Source organism: Nocardia sp. CA-136227 (assembly GCF_050955695.1).
Classification (GTDB): Bacteria; Actinomycetota; Actinomycetes; order Mycobacteriales; family Mycobacteriaceae; genus Nocardia.
Window position 1 is genome coordinate 482,732 of record NZ_CP192081.1, and the last position, 24,156, is coordinate 506,887.

Annotated in this window: 25 protein-coding genes; 22 read left to right on the forward strand and 3 right to left on the reverse strand. The window is 67.9% G+C overall.

The annotated features are described in order from the left end of the window. Positions 1 to 4 precede the first annotated feature (4 nt). Positions 5 to 274, reverse strand: a complete 270-nt coding sequence (locus tag ACQP06_RS02215; protein ID WP_433670098.1) for a DUF2277 family protein — start codon at positions 272 to 274, stop codon at positions 5 to 7. Between the two features lie 194 nt (positions 275 to 468). Here ACQP06_RS02215 and ACQP06_RS02220 point away from each other — a divergent pair, with 194 nt between their 5' ends. Further along, positions 469 to 1,293 carry a DUF1266 domain-containing protein gene (locus tag ACQP06_RS02220; protein ID WP_357087511.1) on the forward strand — a complete coding sequence of 275 codons (825 nt, stop codon included), beginning with the start codon at positions 469 to 471 and terminating at the stop codon, positions 1,291 to 1,293. 59 nt (positions 1,294 to 1,352) lie between these two features. On the opposite strand, the gene ACQP06_RS02225 is transcribed toward ACQP06_RS02220, so the two are convergent. After that, positions 1,353 to 2,219 carry a hypothetical protein gene (locus ACQP06_RS02225; RefSeq protein WP_433670099.1) on the reverse strand — a complete coding sequence of 289 codons (867 nt, stop codon included), beginning with the start codon at positions 2,217 to 2,219 and terminating at the stop codon, positions 1,353 to 1,355. A gap of 367 nt (positions 2,220 to 2,586) precedes the next feature. Here ACQP06_RS02225 and ftsH point away from each other — a divergent pair, with 367 nt between their 5' ends. The 21 genes from ftsH (at position 2,587) to ACQP06_RS02330 (ending at position 23,294) form a co-directional block, all read left to right on the forward strand. Beyond that, entirely contained in the window at positions 2,587 to 4,950 is a 2,364-nt protein-coding gene (gene ftsH / locus ACQP06_RS02230; RefSeq protein WP_433670100.1) for an ATP-dependent zinc metalloprotease FtsH, read from the forward strand. A gap of 153 nt (positions 4,951 to 5,103) precedes the next feature. Continuing rightward, on the forward strand, positions 5,104 to 5,727 hold the full coding sequence (gene folE, locus ACQP06_RS02235) for a GTP cyclohydrolase I FolE (RefSeq protein WP_433670102.1): 624 nt from the start codon (positions 5,104 to 5,106) through the stop codon (positions 5,725 to 5,727). Between the two features lie 77 nt (positions 5,728 to 5,804). Beyond that, a complete protein-coding gene (gene folP / locus ACQP06_RS02240) occupies positions 5,805 to 6,662 on the forward strand; it encodes a dihydropteroate synthase (protein WP_433673217.1) in 858 nt (285 codons plus the stop codon). Next, positions 6,659 to 7,048 (forward strand): dihydroneopterin aldolase, encoded by a 390-nt coding sequence (gene folB / locus ACQP06_RS02245; RefSeq protein ID WP_433670104.1) that lies wholly within the window; start codon positions 6,659 to 6,661, stop codon positions 7,046 to 7,048. The genes folP and folB overlap by 4 nt, the downstream gene beginning before the upstream one ends. A 2-nt stretch (positions 7,049 to 7,050) precedes the next feature. Then, positions 7,051 to 7,587 carry a 2-amino-4-hydroxy-6-hydroxymethyldihydropteridine diphosphokinase gene (gene folK / locus ACQP06_RS02250; RefSeq protein WP_357087497.1) on the forward strand — a complete coding sequence of 179 codons (537 nt, stop codon included), beginning with the start codon at positions 7,051 to 7,053 and terminating at the stop codon, positions 7,585 to 7,587. Then, positions 7,584 to 8,051, forward strand: coding sequence for a DUF3180 domain-containing protein (locus ACQP06_RS02255; protein WP_357087494.1), 468 nt, complete (start codon positions 7,584 to 7,586; stop codon positions 8,049 to 8,051). The genes folK and ACQP06_RS02255 overlap by 4 nt, the downstream gene beginning before the upstream one ends. A 69-nt stretch (positions 8,052 to 8,120) precedes the next feature. After that, a complete protein-coding gene (locus ACQP06_RS02260) occupies positions 8,121 to 9,122 on the forward strand; it encodes a DUF6779 domain-containing protein (RefSeq protein ID WP_433670106.1) in 1,002 nt (333 codons plus the stop codon). Between the two features lie 131 nt (positions 9,123 to 9,253). After that, positions 9,254 to 10,258 (forward strand): Rossmann-like and DUF2520 domain-containing protein, encoded by a 1,005-nt coding sequence (locus ACQP06_RS02265; RefSeq protein ID WP_433670108.1) that lies wholly within the window; start codon positions 9,254 to 9,256, stop codon positions 10,256 to 10,258. Then, positions 10,258 to 11,184 (forward strand): pantoate--beta-alanine ligase, encoded by a 927-nt coding sequence (gene panC / locus ACQP06_RS02270; RefSeq protein WP_433670110.1) that lies wholly within the window; start codon positions 10,258 to 10,260, stop codon positions 11,182 to 11,184. Before ACQP06_RS02265 ends, panC begins: the two co-directional genes overlap by 1 nt. Before the next feature lie 13 nt (positions 11,185 to 11,197). Further along, positions 11,198 to 11,617, forward strand: coding sequence for an aspartate 1-decarboxylase (gene panD / locus ACQP06_RS02275; protein ID WP_357087483.1), 420 nt, complete (start codon positions 11,198 to 11,200; stop codon positions 11,615 to 11,617). A gap of 14 nt (positions 11,618 to 11,631) precedes the next feature. Next, positions 11,632 to 12,426 (forward strand): type III pantothenate kinase, encoded by a 795-nt coding sequence (locus ACQP06_RS02280; protein ID WP_433670112.1) that lies wholly within the window; start codon positions 11,632 to 11,634, stop codon positions 12,424 to 12,426. A gap of 192 nt (positions 12,427 to 12,618) precedes the next feature. After that, the gene (locus ACQP06_RS02285) at positions 12,619 to 13,233 is read left to right on the forward strand and encodes a cysteine dioxygenase (protein WP_433670114.1); all 615 of its coding nucleotides are present in this window, start codon (positions 12,619 to 12,621) and stop codon (positions 13,231 to 13,233) included. A gap of 5 nt (positions 13,234 to 13,238) precedes the next feature. After that, positions 13,239 to 13,661: a rhodanese-like domain-containing protein gene (locus ACQP06_RS02290; protein ID WP_433594547.1), complete on the forward strand. Its 423-nt coding sequence runs from the start codon at positions 13,239 to 13,241 to the stop codon at positions 13,659 to 13,661. 288 nt (positions 13,662 to 13,949) lie between these two features. After that, entirely contained in the window at positions 13,950 to 15,416 is a 1,467-nt protein-coding gene (lysS, locus tag ACQP06_RS02295; protein ID WP_433673218.1) for a lysine--tRNA ligase, read from the forward strand. A gap of 116 nt (positions 15,417 to 15,532) precedes the next feature. Then, positions 15,533 to 15,895, forward strand: a complete 363-nt coding sequence (locus ACQP06_RS02300) for a histone-like nucleoid-structuring protein Lsr2 (RefSeq protein ID WP_357087475.1) — start codon at positions 15,533 to 15,535, stop codon at positions 15,893 to 15,895. A 187-nt stretch (positions 15,896 to 16,082) separates the two neighbouring features. After that, complete coding sequence (locus ACQP06_RS02305; protein ID WP_379273295.1) at positions 16,083 to 16,706, forward strand: FHA domain-containing protein; 624 nt, start codon at positions 16,083 to 16,085, stop codon at positions 16,704 to 16,706. Between the two features lie 121 nt (positions 16,707 to 16,827). Further along, positions 16,828 to 17,424, forward strand: coding sequence for a DUF1772 domain-containing protein (locus ACQP06_RS02310; protein WP_433670116.1), 597 nt, complete (start codon positions 16,828 to 16,830; stop codon positions 17,422 to 17,424). A gap of 197 nt (positions 17,425 to 17,621) precedes the next feature. After that, positions 17,622 to 18,569 carry an esterase/lipase family protein gene (locus tag ACQP06_RS02315; protein ID WP_433670118.1) on the forward strand — a complete coding sequence of 316 codons (948 nt, stop codon included), beginning with the start codon at positions 17,622 to 17,624 and terminating at the stop codon, positions 18,567 to 18,569. A 50-nt stretch (positions 18,570 to 18,619) separates the two neighbouring features. After that, entirely contained in the window at positions 18,620 to 19,564 is a 945-nt protein-coding gene (locus ACQP06_RS02320) for an esterase/lipase family protein (protein WP_433670119.1), read from the forward strand. 273 nt (positions 19,565 to 19,837) lie between these two features. Continuing rightward, positions 19,838 to 22,396 (forward strand): ATP-dependent Clp protease ATP-binding subunit, encoded by a 2,559-nt coding sequence (locus tag ACQP06_RS02325; RefSeq protein WP_433670121.1) that lies wholly within the window; start codon positions 19,838 to 19,840, stop codon positions 22,394 to 22,396. A 112-nt stretch (positions 22,397 to 22,508) separates the two neighbouring features. Then, positions 22,509 to 23,294: a phytanoyl-CoA dioxygenase family protein gene (locus ACQP06_RS02330; protein ID WP_433670123.1), complete on the forward strand. Its 786-nt coding sequence runs from the start codon at positions 22,509 to 22,511 to the stop codon at positions 23,292 to 23,294. A gap of 4 nt (positions 23,295 to 23,298) precedes the next feature. On the opposite strand, the gene ACQP06_RS02335 is transcribed toward ACQP06_RS02330, so the two are convergent. Next, positions 23,299 to 24,105 (reverse strand): LLM class flavin-dependent oxidoreductase, encoded by an 807-nt coding sequence (locus ACQP06_RS02335; RefSeq protein ID WP_433670125.1) that lies wholly within the window; start codon positions 24,103 to 24,105, stop codon positions 23,299 to 23,301. Positions 24,106 to 24,156 lie beyond the last annotated feature (51 nt).

Consider the following 24,156-nt stretch of genomic DNA (forward strand, 5'->3'; position numbering starts at 1 on the left):
AGCCTCAGCTCGCCTCCTCCGCGATGGCCTCCCGGGCGGCCCGGCGACGGGTGGGCGGTTCGCCCTCCGAGGCCCGGCGTTCCGGTAATTCGGCCAGCAATTGGGTGGTGGCGGCGGCGATCGCGGCGACCGCCTTGTCCACCGCCGTCTTGGTAGTCGTTGTCAATCCCGACACCCCGCCGACTTTCCGCACGTATTCCTGTGCGGCGGCATAGATTTCCTGCTCGGTGGCGGCCGGTGTGAGTCCGCGCAGCAGGGTGATGTTCCCACTCATGCCCCCAGAGGTTAGCGTCGGATTACCCGCTGTGACAGGGCAAGATTCAGACAATTGCGTGACTGTGTCGTGCCGGGTTCGCTGAAATTACGGACCGAATGGTTTGCCGATTATTCGCACCCGCCGCGACGGGTGTGGCAGACGCGATCGGCGAATAGGCGGCCACTCCAAGATCGATGGGGAACAATCGGGTTATGCCCGCCCGCGACGTACCCACGCTGACCACATTTCCCTATCCGGAGCTGGACCAGCGCGAAGACGATCATTGGTCCGGTGCGCAGGTCTCGGACGACGAACTGCGCGCACTGGCGCTCGGCGGCTTCTATTCAGCGCGCTGGGACGCCTTCCACGACGCGCTGTTGCTCGGACCCGAACGCGACCACCCCCTGGGTGATCGCCGCGAACTTGCCATCGACACCCTCACCGGCGCCTGGGGCATCACCGACGGCACCGAGGCCATGGCATCGATGGAACAACTGCTCGACGGCATGCACGGCCCGCTCTACGCGCTCGTGCATCCGCTCGTCATGGCGGCCATCAACTCCCCTGAACGCGACCGCTTCGGCGAACGCGCGGATCGTCATCGCGCGTTCCTACGCCAGGTCGGATCCTTCCGCGGCATGGAGAATCCCGAAGCCCTGGTCCGCGATTACGACATCTGGTCGCAGGCCATCAAACTCGGTCTCACCGACCACCTGGTCCGCCCGCTGCCCACCGATATCCAGGCCTGGGATCTGGCCCGGGTGGTGGCCGTCGCGCGCATGGCCTACACCGCCGGCTACCTCGACGCCGACGTCGCCTGGGACTACCTGATGCGGGCCCTGCCCCCGGCCCAGCGCAAATACCGCAACTGGCGGCAATTCGGCGACGCCTACCTGGCCGGGTGGACCTACTGGCAGGCCTGCGAGGACCTCGCGGAACTGAAATCCGGCGGCGTGGACCGGCGCATGGAATTGCTGCGCCTGTGGATGCGGCCGACCAGCCCGTGGCGGCGGATCACGCTGCAGCCGGACGAATAACAACCCCGGTTCGGGGGCCATTCGCCCCCAAACCCTGCCTCGGTTCCGGCCGTGTCGATCTAGTCCGGCAGGGACCGGAGAATTCCGCGGCCGTAGCGCTGGAACTGCGCGTCGTCGACCATGCCGAGCGAATGCCGCTCGACCAGCAATTCCCACTCCGAGTACAGCTTCGCCACACCCGGATCGGCCGGCCCGGCCGCGCCGTCGGCGACCTCGCGCTGAATGGCGAAATTCAACGCGCCCGCGACCCGATCGGTGTCGGTGCGATCGGTGCCGAGGAAATTCCAGATCAGATTGCCGTCACTGACCTCGAAACCGTATTCACCCGGGGCCGAGTCCGCCGCGTCCTCGTCGTCGGTGGTGCGAGCCCACAGCAGGGTCGCGATCGGCAGCTCGTGGGCGAAACGCTTGCCCGAGCCGAGGGCCACGAAGATCAGCCGCGTGGTGGTGACCGCGAGCAGGCCGGTGGCCTTGGGCGCGGGCGCCTGCGCGGTGACCAGGGCGGTCTCCAGCACGTACTCGTCGGGCGTGACGAACCGCTGCAATGCCGCGATCGCGGGCTTGGCGTCCCGCTTGGGGGCCATGCGCCGCACCGCGCGGTCCACGTCGGCGCGGGCGGGTCCGCCGCGGCCCCAGGAGGGCGCGGGCGGGGTCAGATCGGGGGCGGCCACGTCCAGCCGCTGGGTGGCCAGGATCTGGTTGTTGATCCGCTCGACGATGACGGTCGCGGCGGGCACATCGTGTTCGGCGATGAGCACCGGCAGCGGGGTCCGGTCGGCGGGGACTCCGGTCAGGACCGGGGTGGGGTAGCGGAGGTAGATCTCGATGACGACGGCGTCATCGGCGCGCCGGTTCAAACGCACCTTCAGCAGGTCGCTCACCGGCACGTCGAGCACGCGCTCGCCGTCCGTTCCAGGTCGCAGCACCGTCAACCGCCCGTTGCCATGACGCACAATCGCCGTGGGTGTCCGTAGCTCGACTATGTCCATACCCCCTGCGCTCTGTTGTGTCGCCACTCACGATGTAACGACCATGCCATGATTGTGACCACGAGGTCCGACACCAGGGGGTGATCGAACCGACGTGTTGCCGCAAGTGGTCGGGGAACCACCCGCGTTCTCCAGCCGTTTACCTGTTGAACTGCACTAGCTGCCGAACTGCGCGATGTAACGACTAGACCGTACGCGGTACCGTGGCATGTCCGCATCCGTTCGCCGGAACGGGCGTGCCCCGAAAGCACAGCAGGCAACCGGATACACCCCCCGGAAAGGACTGGCCTCCGGCCGACGCTCTATGACCCGCAAGAATGTGTTCCGCAACCTGGCCATAGTCGCGGGCTTTCTGCTCGTGATCTGGTTGGTCAGCTATTTCAGCAACGACACGCGCGGCTGGCATAGCGTCGATACTTCGGTGGCGCTGTCCCAGCTGCAGGACAAGCAGAATGTCGAATCGGTTCAGATCGACGACAAAGAACAGCAGCTGCGCATCACGCTGAAGAATCCCACCGACGCGACCAAGGGCGAGACCAAGCTGCTCGCCAAGTATCCGGGCGGCGGTGAGGTGTCCGCGCAGATGTTCAAGGCCGCGCAGGATTCCGGCGCCAAGGTGAACACCTCGGTCAAGCAGGACTCGTGGCTGAGCCAGATCCTGCTCTTCATGCTGCCCATGGTGATCCTGCTGGGCCTGTTCATCTTCGTGATGTCGCGCATGCAGGGCGGCGGCCGCGGCGGCATGATGGGCTTCGGCAAGTCGAAGGCCAAGCTGCTGTCGAAGGACATGCCCAAGACCACGTTCCAGGATGTGGCGGGCGCCGACGAGGCCATCGAAGAGCTCGAGGAGATCAAGGACTTCCTGCAGAACCCGGCGCGGTACCAGGCGCTGGGCGCGAAGATCCCCAAGGGCGTGCTGCTCTACGGCCCGCCCGGCACCGGAAAGACGTTGCTGGCCAAGGCCGTTGCCGGTGAGGCGGGCGTCCCGTTCTTCACCATCTCCGGTTCGGACTTCGTCGAGATGTTCGTCGGTGTCGGCGCCTCCCGCGTGCGCGACCTGTTCGATCAGGCCAAGCAGAACAGCCCCTGCATCATCTTCGTCGACGAGATCGACGCGGTCGGCCGCCAGCGCGGCGCGGGCCTGGGCGGCGGTCACGACGAGCGCGAGCAGACCCTGAACCAGCTGCTGGTCGAGATGGACGGCTTCGGTGAGCGCACCGGCGTCATCATCATGGCGGCCACCAACCGGCCCGACATCCTGGACCCGGCGCTGCTGCGCCCGGGCCGTTTCGACCGGCAGATCCCGGTCGGCAACCCGGACCTCAAGGGCCGCCGCGCGATTCTGGCCGTGCACTCCAAGGGCAAGCCGATCTCGCCGGAAGCGGACCTGGACGGTCTGGCCAAGCGCACGGTCGGCATGTCGGGCGCGGATCTGGCGAACGTCATCAACGAGGCCGCGCTGCTCACCGCACGCGTGCACGGCACCGTGATCACCGGTGCGGCCCTGGAGGAGTCGGTCGACCGCGTCATCGGCGGCCCCCGCCGCAAGTCGCGGGTGATCAGCGAGCACGAGAAGAAGATCACCGCCTACCACGAGGCCGGTCACACCCTGGCCGCCTGGGCGATGCCCGATATCGAGCCCGTCTACAAGGTCACCATCCTGGCCCGCGGCCGCACCGGCGGCCACGCCATGACCGTGCCCGAGGACGACAAGGGTCTGATGACCCGCTCGGAGATGATCGCCCGCCTGGTGTTCGCCATGGGTGGTCGCGCGGCCGAGGAACTGGTGTTCCACGAGCCGACCACGGGTGCGTCGTCCGATATCGACCAGGCCACCAAGACCGCGAAGGCCATGGTCACCGAGTACGGCATGAGCGCCCGCCTGGGCGCGGTCCGCTACGGCCAGGAGCAGGGCGATCCGTTCCTGGGCCGGTCCATGGGTATGGGTTCGGACTACTCGCACGAGGTGGCCCGCGAGATCGACGAGGAGGTGCGCAACCTCATCGAGGCCGCGCACACCGAGGCCTGGTCGGTGCTCAACGACTACCGCGACGAGCTGGACTCGCTGGCCACCGCGCTGCTGGAACGCGAGACCCTGCACCGCAAGGACCTCGAGACCATCCTCGCCACCGTCGAGAAGCGGCCGCGCATCACGGCTTTCAACGATTTCGGTGAGCGCAAGCCCTCGGACCGCCCGCCGGTGAAGACGCCGCGCGAGCTGGCCGCCGAACGCGGTGAGCCGTTCCCGGAGGAGGAGTCGCGCCCGGCGGCGCAGCCCGCCAACGGGTACCCGGATCCGGCCTACGCCGGGGCGCAGCCGCAGTACGGCGGCGGCTATCCCGCCCCCGCGCCGCAGGGCTACCCGGCGGCGCCGCAGGCTCCGGCCTACCCGCGCCACGGCTCGCCCACGCACGGTTCGCGTCCGGACTACGGCGCTCCGGCCGGCTGGTCCGCGCCGGGCTGGCCGCCGCAGGAGGACGAGGGTCAGTCCCCGCAGCCGCGCGGCGCGTACGGCGGCTGGGCGCCCGCGGGTAACCAGCGGTATCAGCCGGGCGGTCAGTACCAGCCGGGCTATCAGCCGCCGGAGGCCCCGGCCGCACCGCCCGCCGCCGCCGGGAATGACGAGGACGAGAAGAACGGTTGGGACGGACCGAACGGTCGTCGCTGACCGCGGTCCCGATACGCTCTAGGGGTTCGCGGCCCGGCTCGGGCGAGTTCGTTCGCGGGGCGATTGCCCACGCGAAGGAACTCGCCCGAGTGGCACGGCGACCGCGTCCAGGCCGCGTCTGTATGTGCGGCAAGTCAACACAGGAGGTGTCGATTGTCGGCCACCAACAATCGTGTCGTATCCGGCCCGATCGCGCGCGACACCGGTCGGCCGTTCGATCAGGACCGTGCCGAGGCCGCTGTCCGCGAACTGCTGATCGCGGTCGGCGAGGACCCGGACCGTCCCGGTCTCGCCGATACCCCGGCCCGGGTGGCCCGGGCCTACCGCGAGATGTTCGCGGGCTTGTTCACCGATCCGTCCGACGTCCTCAACACCACGTTCGAGGAAGGGCACCAGGAACTGGTGCTGGTGCGCGACATCCCCATGTACTCGACCTGTGAACACCACCTGGTGGCGTTCCACGGCGTCGCGCACGTCGGCTACATCCCCGGCCCGCACGGCCGGGTGACCGGTCTGTCCAAGCTGGCCCGCCTGGTCGACCTCTACGCCAAGCGCCCGCAGGTGCAGGAGCGGCTCACCTCCCAGATCGCCGACGCGGTGATGGAGAAGCTGGATCCGCGCGGCGCGATCGTGGTGATCGAGGCCGAGCACCTGTGCATGGCGATGCGCGGCATCCGCAAGCCGGGCGCGTCCACCACCACCTCGGCCGTGCGCGGCATGCTGCAGAGCAATGCCTCCTCGCGCGCCGAGGCCCTGGACCTCATCCTCCGAAAGTGAGCGCGCTGACCATGGCCGAGAGCGGTACGCGGGGGGCCGAACTGGTTGTTCCTCGTGGGGGCCGCTCGTGCGTGGTCATGGGCGTGGTGAACGTCACCAGCGATTCGTTCTCCGACGGCGGCCGCTACCTGGATCCCGGTCTGGCGGTCGCGCACGGGCTCGAGCTGTACGCGATGGGCGCGGACATCGTCGATGTCGGCGGTGAGTCGACGCGGCCGGGCGCGATCCGGATCGATCCGGAAACCGAAGCGGCGCGGGTGGTTCCGGTGATCCGCGAGCTGGCCGCGGCGGGCGTGCCGACCAGCGTGGACACCATGCGGGCCGATGTGGCCGCCGCGGCGATCGCGGCGGGCGTGACCATGGTCAACGATGTGTCCGGCGGTCGCGCCGACCCGGACATGGTGAAAGTGGTCGCGGAGTCCGGGATTCCGTGGATCCTCATGCACTGGCGCGCCGAGGCCGACTACCGGCACGCCGGGCCCGCCGAGCAGTACGACGACGTGGTGTCGAAGGTGTGGGAGGAACTCGAGGCGCAGGTCGAGTTCGCGCTCGCCGGCGGCGTCGGCCTGGACCAGCTGGTGCTGGATCCGGGCCTGGGCTTCGCCAAGAACTCCGACCACAACTGGGAGTTGCTGGGCGGCTTGTTCTATCGCATGACCGAGATGATGGACGCCGGGATCCCGATCCTGATCGGGGCCTCCCGCAAGCGTTTCCTCGGCGCGCTGCTGGCCGAGGGCGAGACCCCGCGTCCGCCCGACGGCCGCGAGGTGGCCACGGCCACGATCTCGGCGCTGGCCGCCGAGCACGGCGCGTGGGGTGTGCGGGTGCACGACGTGCGGTCGTCGCTCGACGCGATTTCGGTGGTGGACGCCACCACCCGGGCCGCGCGGCGGCTGCGGGAGCGGTATCGGCGGGAAGCGGGGCAGCGGCGGTGAGCGGGGACCGGATCGAATTGCGCGGCCTGCGCGTCTTCGGCCACCACGGGGTGTTCGACTTCGAGAAGCGCGACGGCCAGGAGTTCGTCGTGGATCTCACGCTGTGGACCGACTTCTCGGCCGCCGCGAAATCCGACGACATCGCCGACACCATCCACTACGGCGAGCTCGCCGAGCAGGTGGTGGCCATCGTGGCGGGCGAGCCGAAGGACCTGATCGAGACGGTGGTCTCGAACATCGCCGAGGAGGTGATGGCCGATTCCCGCATCCAGGCGCTGGAAGTGGTGCTGCACAAGCCTTTCGCGCCGATTCCGCATACCTTCGAAGACGTCCGTGTAGTCACGTCCCGCCGGCGCGCAGCAGACCCTGAGGGAGCGGAGGAGTAGCGGTGACCCGCGTAGTCCTGTCCATCGGATCCAATCTCGGCGACCGGCTCGCGCATCTGCGCAGTGTCGTGGAGGCGCTGGGCCCGCGCCTGGTGGCGGTCTCGTCGGTGTACTCGACGCCGCCCTGGGGCGGGGTGCCGCAGCAGGACTATCTGAATGCGGTGCTGGTGGCCGACGATCCGGCGTTGGAGCCCTCGGACTGGCTACGCCTCGGGCAGGAGCTGGAGCAGGCCGCGGGCCGGGTCCGGGAAGTCCGTTGGGGGGCGCGCACTCTCGACGTGGACGTGGTGTCCGCCGAGCAGCGCCGCCGCGACGGCCGGACCGTGGTGCGCAGTCTGGATCCGGTGCTGACGCTGCCGCACCCGCAGGCGCATCACCGCGCGTTCGTGCTGGTGCCGTGGCTCGAGGTGGAGCCGGACGCGGAGCTGGAGGCGGCCGGGGCGCTGCGCTCGCTGCGAGAGTGGCTGTCCGCCTTGGACGGCGCCGAGGTGCTGGGCGTGCGCCGCACCGAGTTGACGCTGGGCTGGGCGCCGCGGTGAAGCCGACTCGCATTCTCGATCTGTGCGCGAACGTGCTGCTGGCCGCGGTGGTGGCGTGGATCGCTACCAATGTGGCGTACTCCAGCTTTCCGCCGATCTCGGTGTTCTCGGGTGCGTCGCTGCTGCCGGTGGCGCTGCTGGAGGTGGTGCTGGCCTTCGTGATTCGGCAGCGCAAGGACAATCACGGGATCGGTCCCGGTTCGGGGCAGCTGCATCCGATCACGGCGGCCCGCGCGGTGGCGCTGGCCAAGGCGTCGGCGCAGGTGGGCTCGCTGGTGGGCGGGATCTGGCTGGGTTTCCTGGTGTGGCTGGCCATGCATTCGGATCTGCGTGCGGCGACCGCGGATACGCCGGGCACCGTGGTGGGTCTGGTCAGCGGTATCGCGCTGGTCGCGGCGGCGTTGTGGCTGGAGTATTGCTGTCGCGCGCCCATCGAGCCGCCCGATGAGGCAGCTACTTCATAGCTAACGTAATGATGCTGATCATCGCCAAGGTTGGGGACGTGCCCGGAAGATCACGCTACGCTGGCTGACATGGTTTCACCCTCCCGTAGCAGTGCTTCCCGTCGCCGCCGGGAGGATGCGGGAAAGTTCTTCACCGGCTTTCTGCTTCTCCTCGGACTGGTTGCCAGCGTTTTCCTGGTCTTCAGTGACAACCTCCACCTGATCCGGGTGGGCCTGGTCGCGGCGCTCTGGGCGGCCGCCATCGGCGCCCTAGCAGCCACCCGTTATCGCAGGGAGGCGGCCGTCGACAAGGCGAAAGTGGGCGACCTCCAGAAGGTCTACCAACTGCAGCTGGAACGCGAGGTTGCTGCCCGCCGCGAATACGAGCTGGGCGTGGAGACCCGGGTCCGCCACGAGGTCGGCGCGGACGCCACGGAAATGGCCGCGCTGCGCGCCGAACTGACGGTCCTGCGCGAGAGCCTGCAGCGCCTCTTCGACGGCGATCTGCCCTCCGAGCGCCCCGCCTTGCGCGCCGATGCCGTTCGGGTCCAAGAACTTCCGGGTGGCGACACGGTTACGGCTCCGGAAGCGGCGAACGATAACTGGCCGAACGCGGACCCCTGGGACCCGTGGTCGTCCCCCGATCAGGCCGAGGACGAGGACGATCCGCGCGCCCGCATCGCGCCCAAATTCGACCCCTCGCACCCCGAGCCCCCGGCCTTCGCGACCCCCTTCGACGACCCGGTCACCGCCGAAACCTCGATCATCACCGACGCCATGCGTCAGGACTACGAGGCCGAACGCGCCGCCGACCCGGCCCCCGAACCCCCGGCCGCCGACCCGGAGGCCCCGGCCGCCCCCGCCGAAACTCCGGAGCCCGAACCCGCCACCAACGGCCACGCCACCGACAACGGCAAGGACAGCACCGCCACCCCGGTCCCGCGCCTGGTCCCCGAGCCCGCCGCCGCGGTCCCCGTCGGCCGCGCCACCTCCCGCCGCCGTCGCCGCGACGACAGCGCCGACCCCGAAGGCACCCAGCGCCTCTCGGTCGCCGAGATCATGGCGAACTTGAAGTCGGAGAGCAGCAACTAGCAGTGCCCCTGCGCGCCGCGAGAGTTGCCTATCCCACACTGGGTAGCTCTGGCGAATCGGCGGCGATATTCTCGCTCTCGTAACGTCCGGTACCCGCATGGCGGGACTGGAACGACTTTCGAGAGGACGAAGTGACCTCGGACAAGGATGTCTGCGGGACCGATCCTGCGCCTGCACGGTTGACGGTGGGAATCGTCTCGGCGGGACGCGTCGGCTCAGCACTGGGTGTGGCACTGGAGCGTGCCGGCCATGTCGTCTTCGGGGTGTCCGCGATTTCGGACGCCTCGGTGCGGCGTGCCGCCACGCGCCTGCCGGATTCCCACATCCTGCCGGCCGAGGAGGTGGCGGCTCGCAGTGAACTGCTGGTTCTCGCCGTTCCGGACAGCGAGTTGCCCGGTCTGGTCGCGGGTTTGGCGGCCGCGCGCGCGGTGCGCTCGGGCACGATCGTGGTGCACACCTCGGGTGCGAACGGTGTCGGAGTGCTCGCGCCGCTGACCGAGCTGGGCGCGTTGCCGTTGGCGATTCACCCGGCCATGACGTTCACCGGGCACGACGAGGATGTGGCCCGGCTGGCGAACGCCTGCTTCGGCGTGACCGCCGCGGACGACATCGGCTACGCCATCGCGCAGTCGCTGGTGATCGAGATGGGCGGCGAGCCGGTGCGGGTGGCGGAGGAGAACCGCACCCTCTATCACGCGGCTCTCGCGCATGGCAGCAACCATCTGGTGACCCTGATCGTGGATGCGGTGGAGGCGTTGCGCGCGGCCCTGTCCGGTCCGGGTCTGCTGGGTCAGCAGATCGTGGACGATCAGCCGAACGGCCTGGCCGAGCGCGTGCTCGCCCCGCTGGCCTCGGCGGCTCTCGACAATGCCCTGCGGCGCGGCCCGGCCGCGTTGACCGGTCCGGTCGCCCGTGGTGACGTGGCCGCGGTGGCCGCGCACCTGGAGGCTTTCGAGGCGCTGGATCCGCGCCTGGCCGCCGGTTATCGGGCCCAGTCGCTGCGTGCGGCCGAGCGCGCCCGCACCGATCCCGCTCTCATCGATCTGTTGGAAGGACCCCGGCCGGGCGGTCAGGGCCGGAGGCGGCAGCGAAGCGTAACCACGGAGGCCCCCGACCGGCCGGAGAAAGGACACTGATGGACCCCAAGCTGATCGGAACGTACAAGCGCGGCGAGCTGACCGTGCACCACGATCCGGCCGTCATGACCAAGGTCGTGAAAGCGTTGCGTTCGGTGGGCCGCCGGATCGCGCTGGTGCCGACCATGGGCGCGCTGCACGAGGGCCATCTGGAGCTGGTGCGGCTGGCCAAGGTCACCAACACCACCGTGATCGTGTCGATCTTCGTGAATCCGCTGCAGTTCGGCGCGAACGAGGATCTCGACAAGTACCCGCGCACCCTGGACGCGGATGTGGAGCTGCTGCGCGGTGAGGGTGTGGAGCTGGTCTTCGCACCGAGCGCGCAGAGCATGTACCCGTTCGGTCCCCGCACCACCGTGCAGGCCGGTCCGTACGGCGACATCCTCGAGGGCGCGACCCGGCCGGGTCATTTCTCCGGCGTGCTGACCGTGGTGTCGAAGCTGCTCAATATCTGTCAGCCGCACGAGGCGTTCTTCGGTGAGAAGGACTACCAGCAGCTGTCCCTGATCCGCCAGATGGTGGTGGATCTGAACATGGACGTGAAGGTGGTGCCCGCGGCCACCATTCGCGAGGCCGACGGTCTGGCGCTGTCCTCGCGCAACCGCTTCCTGAACCCCGAGGAGCGTGAGCTGGCCACCACCCTGTCGGCCGCGCTGCTGGCCGGCCGGCACGCGGCCGGCAAGGGCCCGGAGGCCGTGCTGGAGACCGCGCAGTCGGTGCTGGACACGGCGCCCGATATCGAGGTCGACTACCTGACCTTGCGCGGCTCCGATTTCTCCGAGGCGTGGCCGACCGGCAATGCCCGGCTGCTGATCGCGGCCCGGATCGGCAGCACCCGCTTGATCGACAACATGCATGTTCCCGTCGGACAGGCCCTCGACGGCCTGCCCACCGTTCCCGACCAGCCTGCCCAGGCGACCCAGTAGGAAGGCGACGACGATGTTGCGCACCATGATGACGTCGAAGATCCACCGCGCCACGGTGACTCACGCCGATCTGCATTACGTGGGTTCGGTGACCGTGGACCAGGACCTGCTCGATGCGGCCGACCTGCTCGAGGGTGAGAAGGTCAGCATTGTCGACATCACCAACGGGGCCCGCCTCGAGACCTATGTGATCGCCGGTGAGCGCGGTTCCGGCGTGATCGGAATCAACGGCGCGGCAGCGCATCTCGTGCACCCGGGCGACCTGGTGATCCTCATCGCCTACGGCATGATGGACGCGAAGGAGCTCGAGAACTACGCTCCGCACGTGGTTTTCGTCGACGAACGCAATCGCCCGATCGAGCTGGGCACCGATCCGGCGCACGCCCCGGAGGGCTCGGACCTGATCTCGCCGCGTTCGCTCACGATGGCCTGAGCGGCGGGGCGGGCATGCTGCTCTGTATCGACGTCCGCAATACCAGCATCGAGCTGGGCCTGTTCTCCGGCAGCGGGGAGCACGCGAAGCTGGCCCAGCGCTGGCGGATGCACACCAATCCGCTGTTGACCGCGGACGAGTTCGCGCTGCAGGTGCGCGGTCTGATCGGCGCGGACGCCGATCAGGTGGTGGGTGTCGCGGCGCTGTCCACGGTGCCGCCGGTGCTGCGTGAGCTACGCGAGATGCTCTCGCGCTATTGGGGTCACGTGCCGCATGTGCTCGTGGAACCCGGTGTGCGCACGGGTATTCCGTTGCTGGTGGACAATCCCAAAGAGGTCGGCGCGGACCGGATCGTGAATTGCCTTGCGGCATATCACCGTTTCCAATCCCCGGCCATCGTGGTGGATTTCGGGACGGCCATCTGTGTGGACCTGGTGTCGGCGAAGGGTGAATTCCTGGGCGGCAGTATCGCGCCGGGTGTGGAGATTTCCACCGAGGCGCTGATCTCCCGCAGCGCGCTGCGGCGCGCGGAGTTGACCCGTCCGCGGTCGGTGGTGGGCAAGAACAGCATGGAGTGCCTGCAGTCGGGCGCCATCTTCGGTTTCGCGGGCCTGGTGGACGGCCTGATCGACCGGATCCGGGATATCGACGCCTTCTCCGGCGACGATGTGGCGGTGGTGGCGACGGGTGCGACGGCGCCGCTGATCGTGCCGGAGTCGGAGACCATCGAGCATCACGAGCCGAACCTGACCCTGGACGGCCTGCGGCTGGTGTACGAGCGCAATCAGGCGCGCCGCACCCGGCCCTGAACCGACCGGGCGGAATAAAAGTGACGCAGTCGTCGCCGGGGGGCCTGGTGATTCCCGGCGATCCGCTGTTAAACTCGCCCTCGTGTATTTCCGTGTGAGCACCCAGGAGTGTTGTCGAGGCTGATTCGCCTCGACGGTCGTCGAGGCTTCGTATAGCCCCCGGCCACTTTCACACTTCTTGGAGATGCGCTCATGCGTTCCTCTGTTCTTTCCTTACCTGTCGATTCGCGTGCCGCCGCCACGTCGGGCCTGTTGCCCGAGGTCACCGAGCGCGCCACCGCCTCCGCCCTGCCCACCCGGCTGCGTCCGGCCGACCTGCTGCGCCTGACCGATGAGGGCGCCCAGGACGTGCTGGACGGCCGCTACGATCACCTGCTGCCCGACGGCGGCCTGTGGCCCACCGAGAACCGCTGGGCCGCAAGGCTTGTCGCGGACGACGAGGTCGACGTCTGGCTGATCAGCTGGGTGGAGGGCAAGTACACCGAACTGCACGACCACGCGGGCTCGCTGGGCGCGCTGACCGTGCTGTCCGGCGCGCTCTCGGAATACCGCTGGAACGGCCGGGACCTGCGCCGCCGCACCCTCACCGCCGGCGACCAGGCCTCCTTCCCGCTCGGCTGGGTGCACGACGTGGTGCGGGCCCCCGAATCCGAGGCGGGCATCACCGGCCCGCTGAATCCGACCCTGAGCGTGCACGCCTATTCCCCGCCGCTGACGGCCATGTCCTATTACGAGGTCACCGGCCACGGCACCCTGCGGCGCACCCGTTCCGTCCTCACCGACCAGCCCGAAGGCGAACTCGAATGACCCACATGACGATCGACGGCATGCTCGCCCAGGCGCGCCGGCAGCTGCGTCGCCTGCTCCCGATCGAATTGCCGCAGGCCATCGCCCGTGGCGCGATTCTGGTGGATATTCGCCCGCAGGCGCAGCGCCTGCGCGAGGGCACCCTGCCGGGCGCGCTGGTCATCGAGCGGAATGTGCTGGAATGGCGTTTGGATCCGTCCAGTTCCGCGCGTTTGGCAATGGCCGAGCACCACGACGTGGAATGGATCGTCGTTTGCTCGGAGGGCTACACCTCCAGCCTGGCCGCCGCCTCGCTGCAGCAGCTCGGCCTGCGCCGCGCCACCGACCTGGAAGGCGGATATCAGGCGCTGAAGGCCGCCGGTCTGCTGACCGTCGCCGCCTCGGCGCCGCACTTCGAACGCGAGGTCGCCACCCTGGCGTGGCTGTAGCTTTCGATCGCGGAGTTGCCGACTGATTTCGTGCCGCGCGGGGTAACTCGTCGGGTACGGCCGAAATTGTTTCGGCACTCGACCGCTGGCACGCGTGCGAGACGGTCGACGCTGCCCGGGTCGGGCGCTGGAGTCGCGGGGAGGCGGGGGAGTGAAAAAGGTTTCCGCCGCAGGATAGGCTGGGTACCCGTGAGCACCCCTCCCTCTTCTTCTTCTGCAAGCATCACTGTTTCCGCTGGGCAAAAGCGTGCCGCGGCGCCCGCGGTGGAGCATGACGTCCCCGAGCAGATGCGGATTCGCCAGGAGAAGCGGGAGCGGTTGCTGGGGGAGGGCCGCGAGGCTTATCCGGTGGTGGTGGATCGCACCCACACGCTCGCCGAAATTCGGGCGGCGTACCCGGAGCTGGCGCCCGATACCCAGACCGGTCAGACGGTCGGGATCGCGGGTCGCGTCATTTTCGTCCGTAATACCGGCAAGTTGTGTTTCGCCACCCTGCAGGAGGGCGACGGCACCAAGCTGCAGGCGATGATCAGCCTGAACGGGGTCGGCGCGGAGTCGCTGGCGGCCTGGAAGGCCGATGTCGACCTGGGTGACTTCGTGTTCGTGCACGGTGAGGTGATCGCCTCGCGCAGTGGCGAATTGAGCGTCATGGCCGACTCGTGGGAGATGGCGGCGAAGTCGCTGCGCCCGCTGCCGGTGGCGCACAAGGAGATGAACGAGGAGTCCCGGGTCCGGCAGCGCTATGTCGACCTGATCGTGCGCCCGGAGGCGCGTGAGATGGCCCGCACCCGCGTCGCCGCGGTGCGCGCGCTGCGAAACGCGATGGAGCGCAGGGGATTCCTCGAGGTCGAGACCCCGATGCTGCAGACCATCCACGGCGGCGCGGCGGCCCGTCCGTTCGCCACCCACTCCAACGCGCTCGACATGGAGCTGTTCCTGCGCATCGCGCCGGAGCTGTTCCTGAAGCGTTGCGTGGTGGGCGGCATCGAGAAGGTCTTCGAGATCAACCGGAACTTCCGCAACGAGGGCGCGGACTCCACCCATTCGCCCGAGTTCGCAATGCTGGAAACCTACGAGGCGTACGGCACCTACGATGATTCCGCCGTGATGATGCGCGAATTGATCCAGGAAGTCGCGCAGGAGGTCTACGGCACGCAGGTGGTGACGCTGGCCGACGGCACCGAATACGATCTGTCCGGCGAGTGGGCGACCGTCGAGATGTACCCGTCGCTGTCCGAGCAGATCGGTACCGAGGTCACCCCGGAAACTTCCGTCGAGGAATTGCTGGCGCTCGCGGATCGGGTCGGTCTGGAAATTCCGCAGGGTAAGGGCTACGGACACGGCAAACTGGTCGAGGAACTGTGGGAGCACGTCTACGGCGACAAGCTCTATGCCCCGACTTTCGTGCGCGACTTCCCGGTGGAGACATCGCCGCTGACCCGTCAGCATCGGAGCAAGCCCGGGGTTACCGAGAAGTGGGACCTGTACGTGCGCGGCTTCGAACTGGCCACCGGCTATTCGGAACTGGTGGATCCGGTGATCCAGCGGGAACGATTCATGGATCAGGCGCGTTTGGCGGCGGCCGGTGACGACGAGGCCATGCGCCTGGACGAGGACTTCCTCGCCGCGATGGAGCACGGTATGCCCCCCACAACGGGAACGGGCATGGGTATCGATCGTTTGCTGATGGCCCTGACTGGCCACGGAATCCGGGAAACGATACTCTTTCCAATTGTGCGGCCGGCCGCCCGTTAGTTCTCCGGATTGCATTTCCGGGGCCTGTTCTGGGACTATCGGAATTAGCGGTATTCTGGCGTCGGGTAATCGGCCTGACTATGTGGGTCGCACGATTTCGAGAGGACGTTCATCTCATGGCAAAGAAGGTCACCGTTAGCTTGATCGACGATGTCGACGGTGAGTCCATCGCGGACGAGACCATCGAGTTCGCTATCGATGGCGTCTCGTACGAGATCGACTTGTCGACGGCGAATGCGGCCAAGCTTCGGGAGGGTCTGGAGACTTGGGTTTCGGCCGCTCGGCGCACGAGCGGACGGCGTCGCACCAAGGTGGCCGGCGCTCCGGCCGCGGGACCGAAGAACCGGGTCTCGATCGACCGTGAACAAAGCGCGGCCATTCGCGAATGGGCTCGCCGGAATGGACACAAGGTGTCCGCCCGTGGTCGTATCTCCGCTGACATCACCGAGGCTTACAACAAGGCCGCCGCTAAGAACTAGTGTCCGCTAGTCGCCGATTCGACTGCCGTCCGGGTGTTCGTGCGACCCGGGCGGCAGTGGTTTATTCATACGCTTTGCGTATAACCAGAGGATCAACTGCGATCTTGCTACTGCCCGGGGTGGCCAGGCACCATTGAAACGTGCAGACGACGTCACTGGCTGGGCGTAGAGAAGAGGTATCGGCACAGTGACCGCTTTCCACGGTTCCTTCCTCCGGGTCAAGGACCAAGAGGGACGCCAGCACGAGTTGATGCTGTCCTCCGACCAGCCCCGGATCACCATCGGCCGCTCCCCGCAGGCCGATCTGTCGCTGTCCTGGGACGCCGAGGTGTCGCGCCTGCACGCGACCGCGGAGTACCTGGGCGCGCACTGGACCATCGTGGACGACGGCCTGTCCCGCAACGGCACCTTCGTCAACGGTGACCGCCTGGTGGGGCGGCATCGGTTGCAGCCGGGGGATGTCATCCGGATGGGCACCTCGCGGGTCACCTTCCATGACTTCAGCGGCGCCGCAGGCGATGTCACGCAGACCTCGACCGGTGGGCTGCCCACGCTCCGCTCGCTCACCGAGACCCAGCGGTCGGTGCTGATCGCGCTCTGCCGCCCCCTGCGCGGTAATGACGGCTTCGCCTCGCCCGCCTCGAACCAGCAGATCGCGGCCGAACTCTTCCTCAGTGTCGACGCGATCAAGACCCACCTGCGCGCTCTGTTCGCCAAGTTCGGCGTCGAGGACCTGCCGCAGAACCAGAAGCGCGTCCGCCTCGCCAACCTGGCCATGCAGTCCGGCGTCATCTCGGAGCGCGATCTCTGACCCTGGACCCGCGCGCATGGGGGTGAGCTTCTGAGCCATGGGTTTCCGGGGCCGCGGACTGTTGACTGGATGTAGTTGATCGCCCGGGAGTCCGGGTGGCGGATCCAGTCAGGAGAGATCGATGTTCGCACTTCGCACGGCCGCGCTGGTGGCGGCGACGCTGACCACCGGTCTCACCGCCGGCATCTTCTTCGCCTACGCGACCTCGGTGATGACGGCGCTGGGCCAGTCCGACGACCGCACCTTCGTCGACATCATGCAGAAGATCAATGTGGTCATCATCAACCCGCCGTTCATGCTCGCCTTCATGGGTTCGGTCGGCTTCACCGTGCTGGCCGCGGCCCTGCACCTGGGCAAGGACACCCGCACCACGCTGATCTGGGTCGGCGTCGCGCTGGCGCTCAATGTGATCGCCTTCGCGGTGACCTCCGGCCTGAACGTGCCGCTCAACAACCAGCTGGCCAATGCCGGTGATGTCGCTCAGATCCCGGATCTGGCGGCGGTGCGGTCCCAGTTCGAAAGCTCCTGGGTGGCTTGGAACGTCGTGCGCGCGGTGATCCACACCCTCGCTTTCCTGGTGCTGACGGGTGCGCTGTTCGTGGCGGGCATGCAGCACGCCAAGGCGGATCAGAAGGCGGTGTCGGCTCCGGCCGCGGCCTCGGCTCCGATGTACCCGCAGTATGCCCCGCAGCCCGGATTCCCTTCCGCCCGGCAGTAATTCAGCTCGCTTTTCCGGCGGTGGCCGGGACCTCATGTGCGGCAACACAAGCCGCCTGCGGGTCCCGGCCATCGCCGTTTTCCTGTAGTGGAACCAGTTTCAGAACTTACTCGTCAGTAATCCATCCTCCGTGCTTGTTTCCTGACTAGGTTGTCGGAACGCGTTCTAATTTGGGAGGGAACATGCAGAGGATGCCCATGCGTGGAACGCCAGGATCACTGCTGATCATGGCGGTGCTGGCGATATTAGGTATCACCGCGAGCGGTACGGCTCGCGCGGAATACCCGGTCACATACAGTTTCTTCGCGGGTATCCCGAACGAGCTGCTGAATCCGGGCGGCTCGCTGCCGGGCGCCAATGACTGGTCGTGCAAGCCCACGGCCACGCACCCCGATCCGGTGGTGCTGATCCACGGCACCGCGGGCGGCGCGCAGACCAACTGGGGCGCCTACGCGCCGCTGCTCGCCAACGAGGGTTACTGCGTGTTCGCCCTGACCTACGGCGCCCTCGACGTCCCGTGGCCGTTGAACGCCCTGGGCGGGATGAAGCCGATCCCCGAAAGTGCCGCTCAGCTGGCCGCGTTCGTGAACCGGGTGCTGTCGGCGACCGGCGCCGCGCAGGTCGACTTCGTCGCCCACTCGCAGGGCAACACCGTCGGCAACTACTTCATCAAGCGGCTCGGCGGCGCCGGCAAGGTCAACCACTTCGCGGCCATCGCGCCCCCGTGGCTGGGCATCTTCGGCGACCAGATGAACGTGATCCGGGCCTTCGGTCAGCAGTTGGGCGCGACCGCGGACCAGATCGACAACCTGGCCACCGTGGGCGTCATCTGCCAGGCCTGCCCGGAGATGCTCGGCAACTCCTCGTTCATGAACGCCCTGAACGCGGACGGCGTGTTCGACCCGTCGGTCACCTACACCAACCTGGCCTCCAATTTCGACGAGGCGGTGTGGCCGTCGATCGCCCTGGTCCCCGGCGCGAACGTCACCAACGACCTGATGCAGGAAGGCTGCGCGCTCGACTTCTCCGATCACATGGCCATCGCGGGCAGTCGCCGCGCGGCCATGATGACGCTCAACGCCCTGGACCCGGCGCACCCCCGTCCGGTCCCGTGCGAGTTCGTCCCGCCCTTCACGGGCGCCTGACCGGCCGATTCACCTTGGGATTCGGGGCATCGGGAGGGATGATGACAAGGATGCGGGGAACATCGGTTTCGCTGTTGATCCTGGCGGTATCGGCCATGCTGGGAATCACCGCGAGCGGTGCGGCTCGCGCGGAGTATCCGGTGAGCTTCAACTTCTTCGCGGGTATTCCGTACGAGCTCGCCGATCCCGGTGGTTCGCTGCCGGGCTCGAACGACTGGAACTGCAAGCCCTCCGCGGCGCATCCGGATCCGGTGGTGCTGGTGCACGGCACCGCCGGTGGGGCGCAGACCAACTGGGGCGCCTACGCGCCGCTGCTGGCCAATGAGGGTTACTGCGTGTTCGCCCTGACCTACGGCGCGCTGGACGTGCCGTGGCCGTTGTCGGCCATGGGCGGGTTCCGGACCATCGAGGACAGTTCGGCGCAGCTGGCCGCCTTCGTGGCCCGGGTGCGGGTCGCGACGGGCGCCCTGAAGGTGGACCTGATCGCCCATTCGCAGGGCAATATCGTCGGCCAGTACTTCGTCAAGCGGCTCGGCGGTTCGGGTCAGGTGGACAAGTTCGTGGCCATCGCGGCGCCGTGGCTCGGCACCTACGGCGACAACATGGCCGTGGTCCGGGCCTTCGCCGCGCGGCTGGGGGCCGACACCGCGACCGTGGACGCCGCGGTCGGCCTGGGCGTGTGCCCGGCCTGTTCGGAGATGCTCGGCGGGGATCCCTTCATGACGGCCCTGAACGCCGACGGCGTGTACGACCCGACCGTGGCGTACACCAACCTGGACACCCGCTACGACGAGCTGATCGTGCCGTACACGATCGGCCTGGTGCCCGGTCCGAACGTCACGAACTTCTTCATGCAGGACGGTTGCCCGATCGACTACTCCGACCACCTCGCCATCGCGGGGAGTCATCGCGGGGCGATGATCGCGCTCAACGCTCTGGATCCGGAGCATCCGCGGCCGGTCCCGTGTGAGTTCGTCCCGCCGCTCACCGGATAGCCGACCCGCTCGATTTCCGGGACTGACCGGCTTGTTCGCTGTGGGCGTAGCGAGTTCGGAAACGAGCCGCGCAACTGCCCCGTTATGACTGAATGAGTCGTACTGTCGCCGGTTCGCAATAGGGTGGACGGACGACGTGCGTGACCCCCGGCAACTAGAGTGGAGTCGGGGGATGCAACCCCAGGGCTTCATGGCAGGCTGGCGACCAGAAGGGCAGCACAGGGTCTGAAGCGCCGGATGCCAGTGATGGCGGAGCAGGAGAGTGAGGGAGCGATGTTCGAGAGGTTCACCGACCGCGCGCGGCGGGTCGTTGTCCTGGCCCAAGAAGAGGCCCGGATGCTCAACCACAACTACATCGGCACCGAGCACATCCTGCTGGGCCTGATCCACGAGGGCGAGGGCGTCGCGGCGAAGTCGCTGGAGTCCCTTGGTATCTCGCTGGAGGGTGTGCGTTCGCAGGTCGAGGAGATCATCGGACAGGGCCAGCAGGCGCCGTCCGGTCACATTCCCTTCACCCCGCGTGCCAAGAAGGTGCTCGAGCTGTCGTTGCGTGAGGCGCTGCAGCTCGGCCACAACTACATCGGCACCGAGCACATCCTGCTCGGCCTGATCCGCGAGGGTGAGGGCGTCGCGGCGCAGGTGCTGGTGAAGCTGGGCGCGGATCTCAACCGCGTCCGTCAGCAGGTCATCCAGCTGCTGTCCGGGTACCAGGGCAAGGAGCCGGTCGAGGGTTCCGGTTCGCGTGGCGAGCAGGGCACCCCGTCCACCTCGCTGGTGCTGGACCAGTTCGGCCGCAACCTGACCCAGGCCGCCCTCGAGGGCAAGCTCGACCCGGTCATCGGCCGCTCGAAGGAAATCGAGCGCGTCATGCAGGTGCTGAGCCGCCGTACCAAGAACAACCCGGTCCTGATCGGTGAGCCCGGCGTCGGTAAGACCGCCGTCGTGGAGGGTCTCGCCCAGGCCATCGTCAACGGCGAGGTGCCGGAGACGCTGAAGGACAAGCAGCTGTACACCCTCGACCTGGGTTCCCTGGTCGCGGGCAGCCGCTACCGCGGTGATTTCGAGGAGCGCCTGAAGAAGGTGCTCAAGGAGATCAACACCCGCGGCGACATCATCCTGTTCATCGACGAGCTGCACACCCTGGTGGGTGCGGGCGCGGCCGAGGGCGCCATCGACGCGGCCTCGATCCTGAAGCCCAAGCTGGCTCGCGGTGAGCTGCAGACCATCGGCGCCACCACCCTCGACGAGTACCGCAAGTACATCGAGAAGGACGCCGCCCTGGAGCGCCGGTTCCAGCCGGTCCAGGTGGGCGAGCCGACGGTCGAGCACACCATCAACATCCTCAAGGGTCTGCGCGACCGCTACGAGGCGCACCACCGGGTCTCCATCACCGATGGCGCTCTCGTCGCCGCGGCCACGCTGGCCGACCGCTACATCAACGACCGCTTCCTGCCGGACAAGGCGATCGACCTCATCGACGAGGCGGGCGCGCGCATGCGCATCCGCCGGATGACCGCGCCGCCGGACCTGCGCGAATTCGACGACAAGATCGCCGAGGCGCGCCGGGAGAAGGAGTCCGCGATCGACGCGCAGGACTTCGAGAAGGCCGCGCGTCTGCGCGACAAGGAGAAGCAGCTCGTCGCCAAGCGGGCCGAGCGCGAAAAGCAGTGGCGCTCCGGTGATCTGGACGTCGTGGCCGAGGTCGACGACGAGCAGATCGCAGAAGTGCTGGCCAACTGGACCGGTATCCCGGTGTTCAAGCTCACCGAGGAGGAGACCACCCGTCTGCTCCGCATGGAGGACGAGCTGCACAAGCGGATCATCGGCCAGGAGGACGCGGTCAAGGCCGTGTCCAAGGCCATCCGCCGCACCCGCGCCGGTCTGAAGGACCCGAAGCGTCCGTCGGGCTCGTTCATCTTCGCCGGTCCGTCCGGTGTCGGTAAGACCGAGCTGTCGAAGGCGCTGGCGAACTTCCTGTTCGGCGACGACGACGCGCTCATCCAGATCGACATGGGCGAGTTCCACGACCGCTTCACCGCCTCGCGTCTGTTCGGTGCCCCTCCGGGCTACGTCGGTTACGAGGAGGGCGGCCAGCTCACCGAGAAGGTGCGCCGCAAGCCGTTCTCGGTGGTGCTGTTCGACGAGATCGAGAAGGCGCACCAGGAGATCTACAACACCCTGTTGCAGGTCCTGGAGGACGGTCGCCTGACCGACGGTCAGGGTCGTACGGTCGACTTCAAGAACACCGTGCTGATCTTCACCTCGAACCTCGGTACCTCGGACATCTCCAAGGCCGTGGGCCTGGGCTTCGCCCAGTCCAACGCGGAGGGCTCGAACTACGAGCGGATGAAGCTGAAGGTCAACGACGAGCTGAAGAAGCACTTCCGCCCGGAGTTCCTGAACCGCATCGACGACGTGATCGTGTTCCACCAGCTGACCCAGGACCAGATCATCCAGATGGTCGACCTGATGATCGGACGCGTCGCGAACCAGCTGCGGAACAAGGACATGGAGATCGAGCTGTCCGAGAAGGCCAAGAGCCTGCTCGCCAAGCGCGGTTTCGACCCGGTCCTGGGCGCCCGCCCGCTGCGTCGCACCATTCAGCGCGAGATCGAGGACCAGCTGTCGGAGAAGATCCTCTTCGGCGAGCTGGGCGCCGGTCAGATCGTGGTGGTCGACGTCGAGGGCTGGGACGGCGAAGGCCAGGGCGAGAACGCGAAGTTCACCTTCGCGGCCAAGGCCAAGCTGACCAAGAAGGCCGACTCGGCCGCCGAGGACAAGCCGGTCGCCGCCCTCGCGGGTGAGGCTCCGGCTGCCGCCTCCGGCGAGTAGTTCTCAGCAAGACGACAGCAGCCCCGTTCTCCTCCGGGAGGGCGGGGCTGCTGCTGTGTCCGGGAACGAAATTCGGTGGCGGAACGACCCGGGTGTCGCGGATGCTCGAGCAATGCTCACCGACGCTCAGATCGCCGCTTTCGTCACCGATGGCTTCGTGAAGGTCGACGGGGTCTTCTCCGCGGCGACCGCCGCGGCGGGCCGCGAAATCCTCTGGCGCGAGACCGGATGCGATCCGGACGATCCCGCCACCTGGACCGAGCCGGTCATCCGGCTCTGGGATCACGCCGAGGAGCCCTTCCAGCGCGCGGTCACCGCTCCCGCTCTGCTGGAGGCCTTCGACCAGCTGGTGGGCCCGGGCCGCTGGCTGCCGCGGAAGAGCCTGGGCAGCTGGCCGATTCGCTTCCCGAGTCCGGAATCGCCCGGCGATGCCGGCTGGCATGTCGATGTCAGTTTCCCGGGCGACGCCGACCGCGACGACTACCTGAGCTGGCGGGTGAACGTCTACTCCACGGGCCGTGCCCTACTCATGCTGTTCCTCTTCTCGGATGTCGGCCCCGATGACGCCCCCACCCGGATTCGGGTCGGCTCGCATCAGCGCCTCGCCCCGGTCCTGCGTCCGTTCGGCGAGGCGGGCACCACGATGTTCGATCTGCACGAGTTCTACACCGACTGCGCCGATCTGCCCGAGGCCGCGGCCACCGGCAAGGCGGGTGACGTGTTCCTGTGTCACCCCTTCCTCATCCACGCCGCCCAGCCCAATCGCACCGGCCGCCCGAAGTTCATGGCCCAGCCGCCGCTGCTGCTGCGGGAGCCGTGCGACCTGGATCGGCCGGACGGCGCGTATTCCCCTGTGGAACAGGCCATTCGGCAGGGCCTGGGCGAGCCGGTGCGCTGACGGGTCAGCGGAAGCGGTTCAGCACCGGCGCGAACGCCTCGGAAAGGTCGCCGGGGACCAGGATTTCGTCGATGCCGAGCTTCTCGCGGCGGTGCTCGAGCAGTTCGGCCGCCGCGGCCGGGTCGGCCGGCAGCAGGGCGGCCGCGTTCGCCTCTCGCAGCTGCTCGAGGGTGACGCCCATGAACTTGCTCATGAACGGCGGCAGCGCGTCCCCGATCGCCACCAGTTGCAGGCTGAACGCGATCGGCCGGTCGGTGAGATCCCGGACCCGGGCCACGATGTCGGCCAGGTCCTGTTCACCGGCGGTCGGCGCGACGGCCAGATGAACCCGGTCCGCGATCTCCGCGCAGGCGGCGAGCATCCGCGCCCCGGCGGCCGCGACGACGATGGGCGGTGCGGGCGTCACCTCCGCGCGTACCGCCCGCGCGACCTCCACCAGCTGCGCCCGCCGCTGTGCTGCGGAACCGAAAGCGACACCGAGCTTTTCGGCCTCGGCCGCCGCATCGGGCCGTCCGGTCCCGAGTCCGAGCTCGAACCGTCCGTCGGAAAGCAATTGCAGCGCAGCCGTTTCGCGCACGGTGGCGGCCGCCGACCGCATCGGCGCGGCCAGCACATTGGGCCGCAGCCGCAGGGTGGTGGTGACGGCGGCCGCGGCGGCCAGCGCCGGGAACGGTGAGGGGGTATAGAGCGTGTCGGGCAGCAGCACGGTGCCGTAACCCTGCCGCTCGGCGGTCCGAACCGCCTCGATCCATGTGGCCCCCGACCGGGGCGCGATGACAATGCCGAAGTTCATGCTCATGTCTTCGAGCATGCGCGGATTCGATTGGCGGGGAATCCGCTTCGCGTCGGCTTCTCGACTACG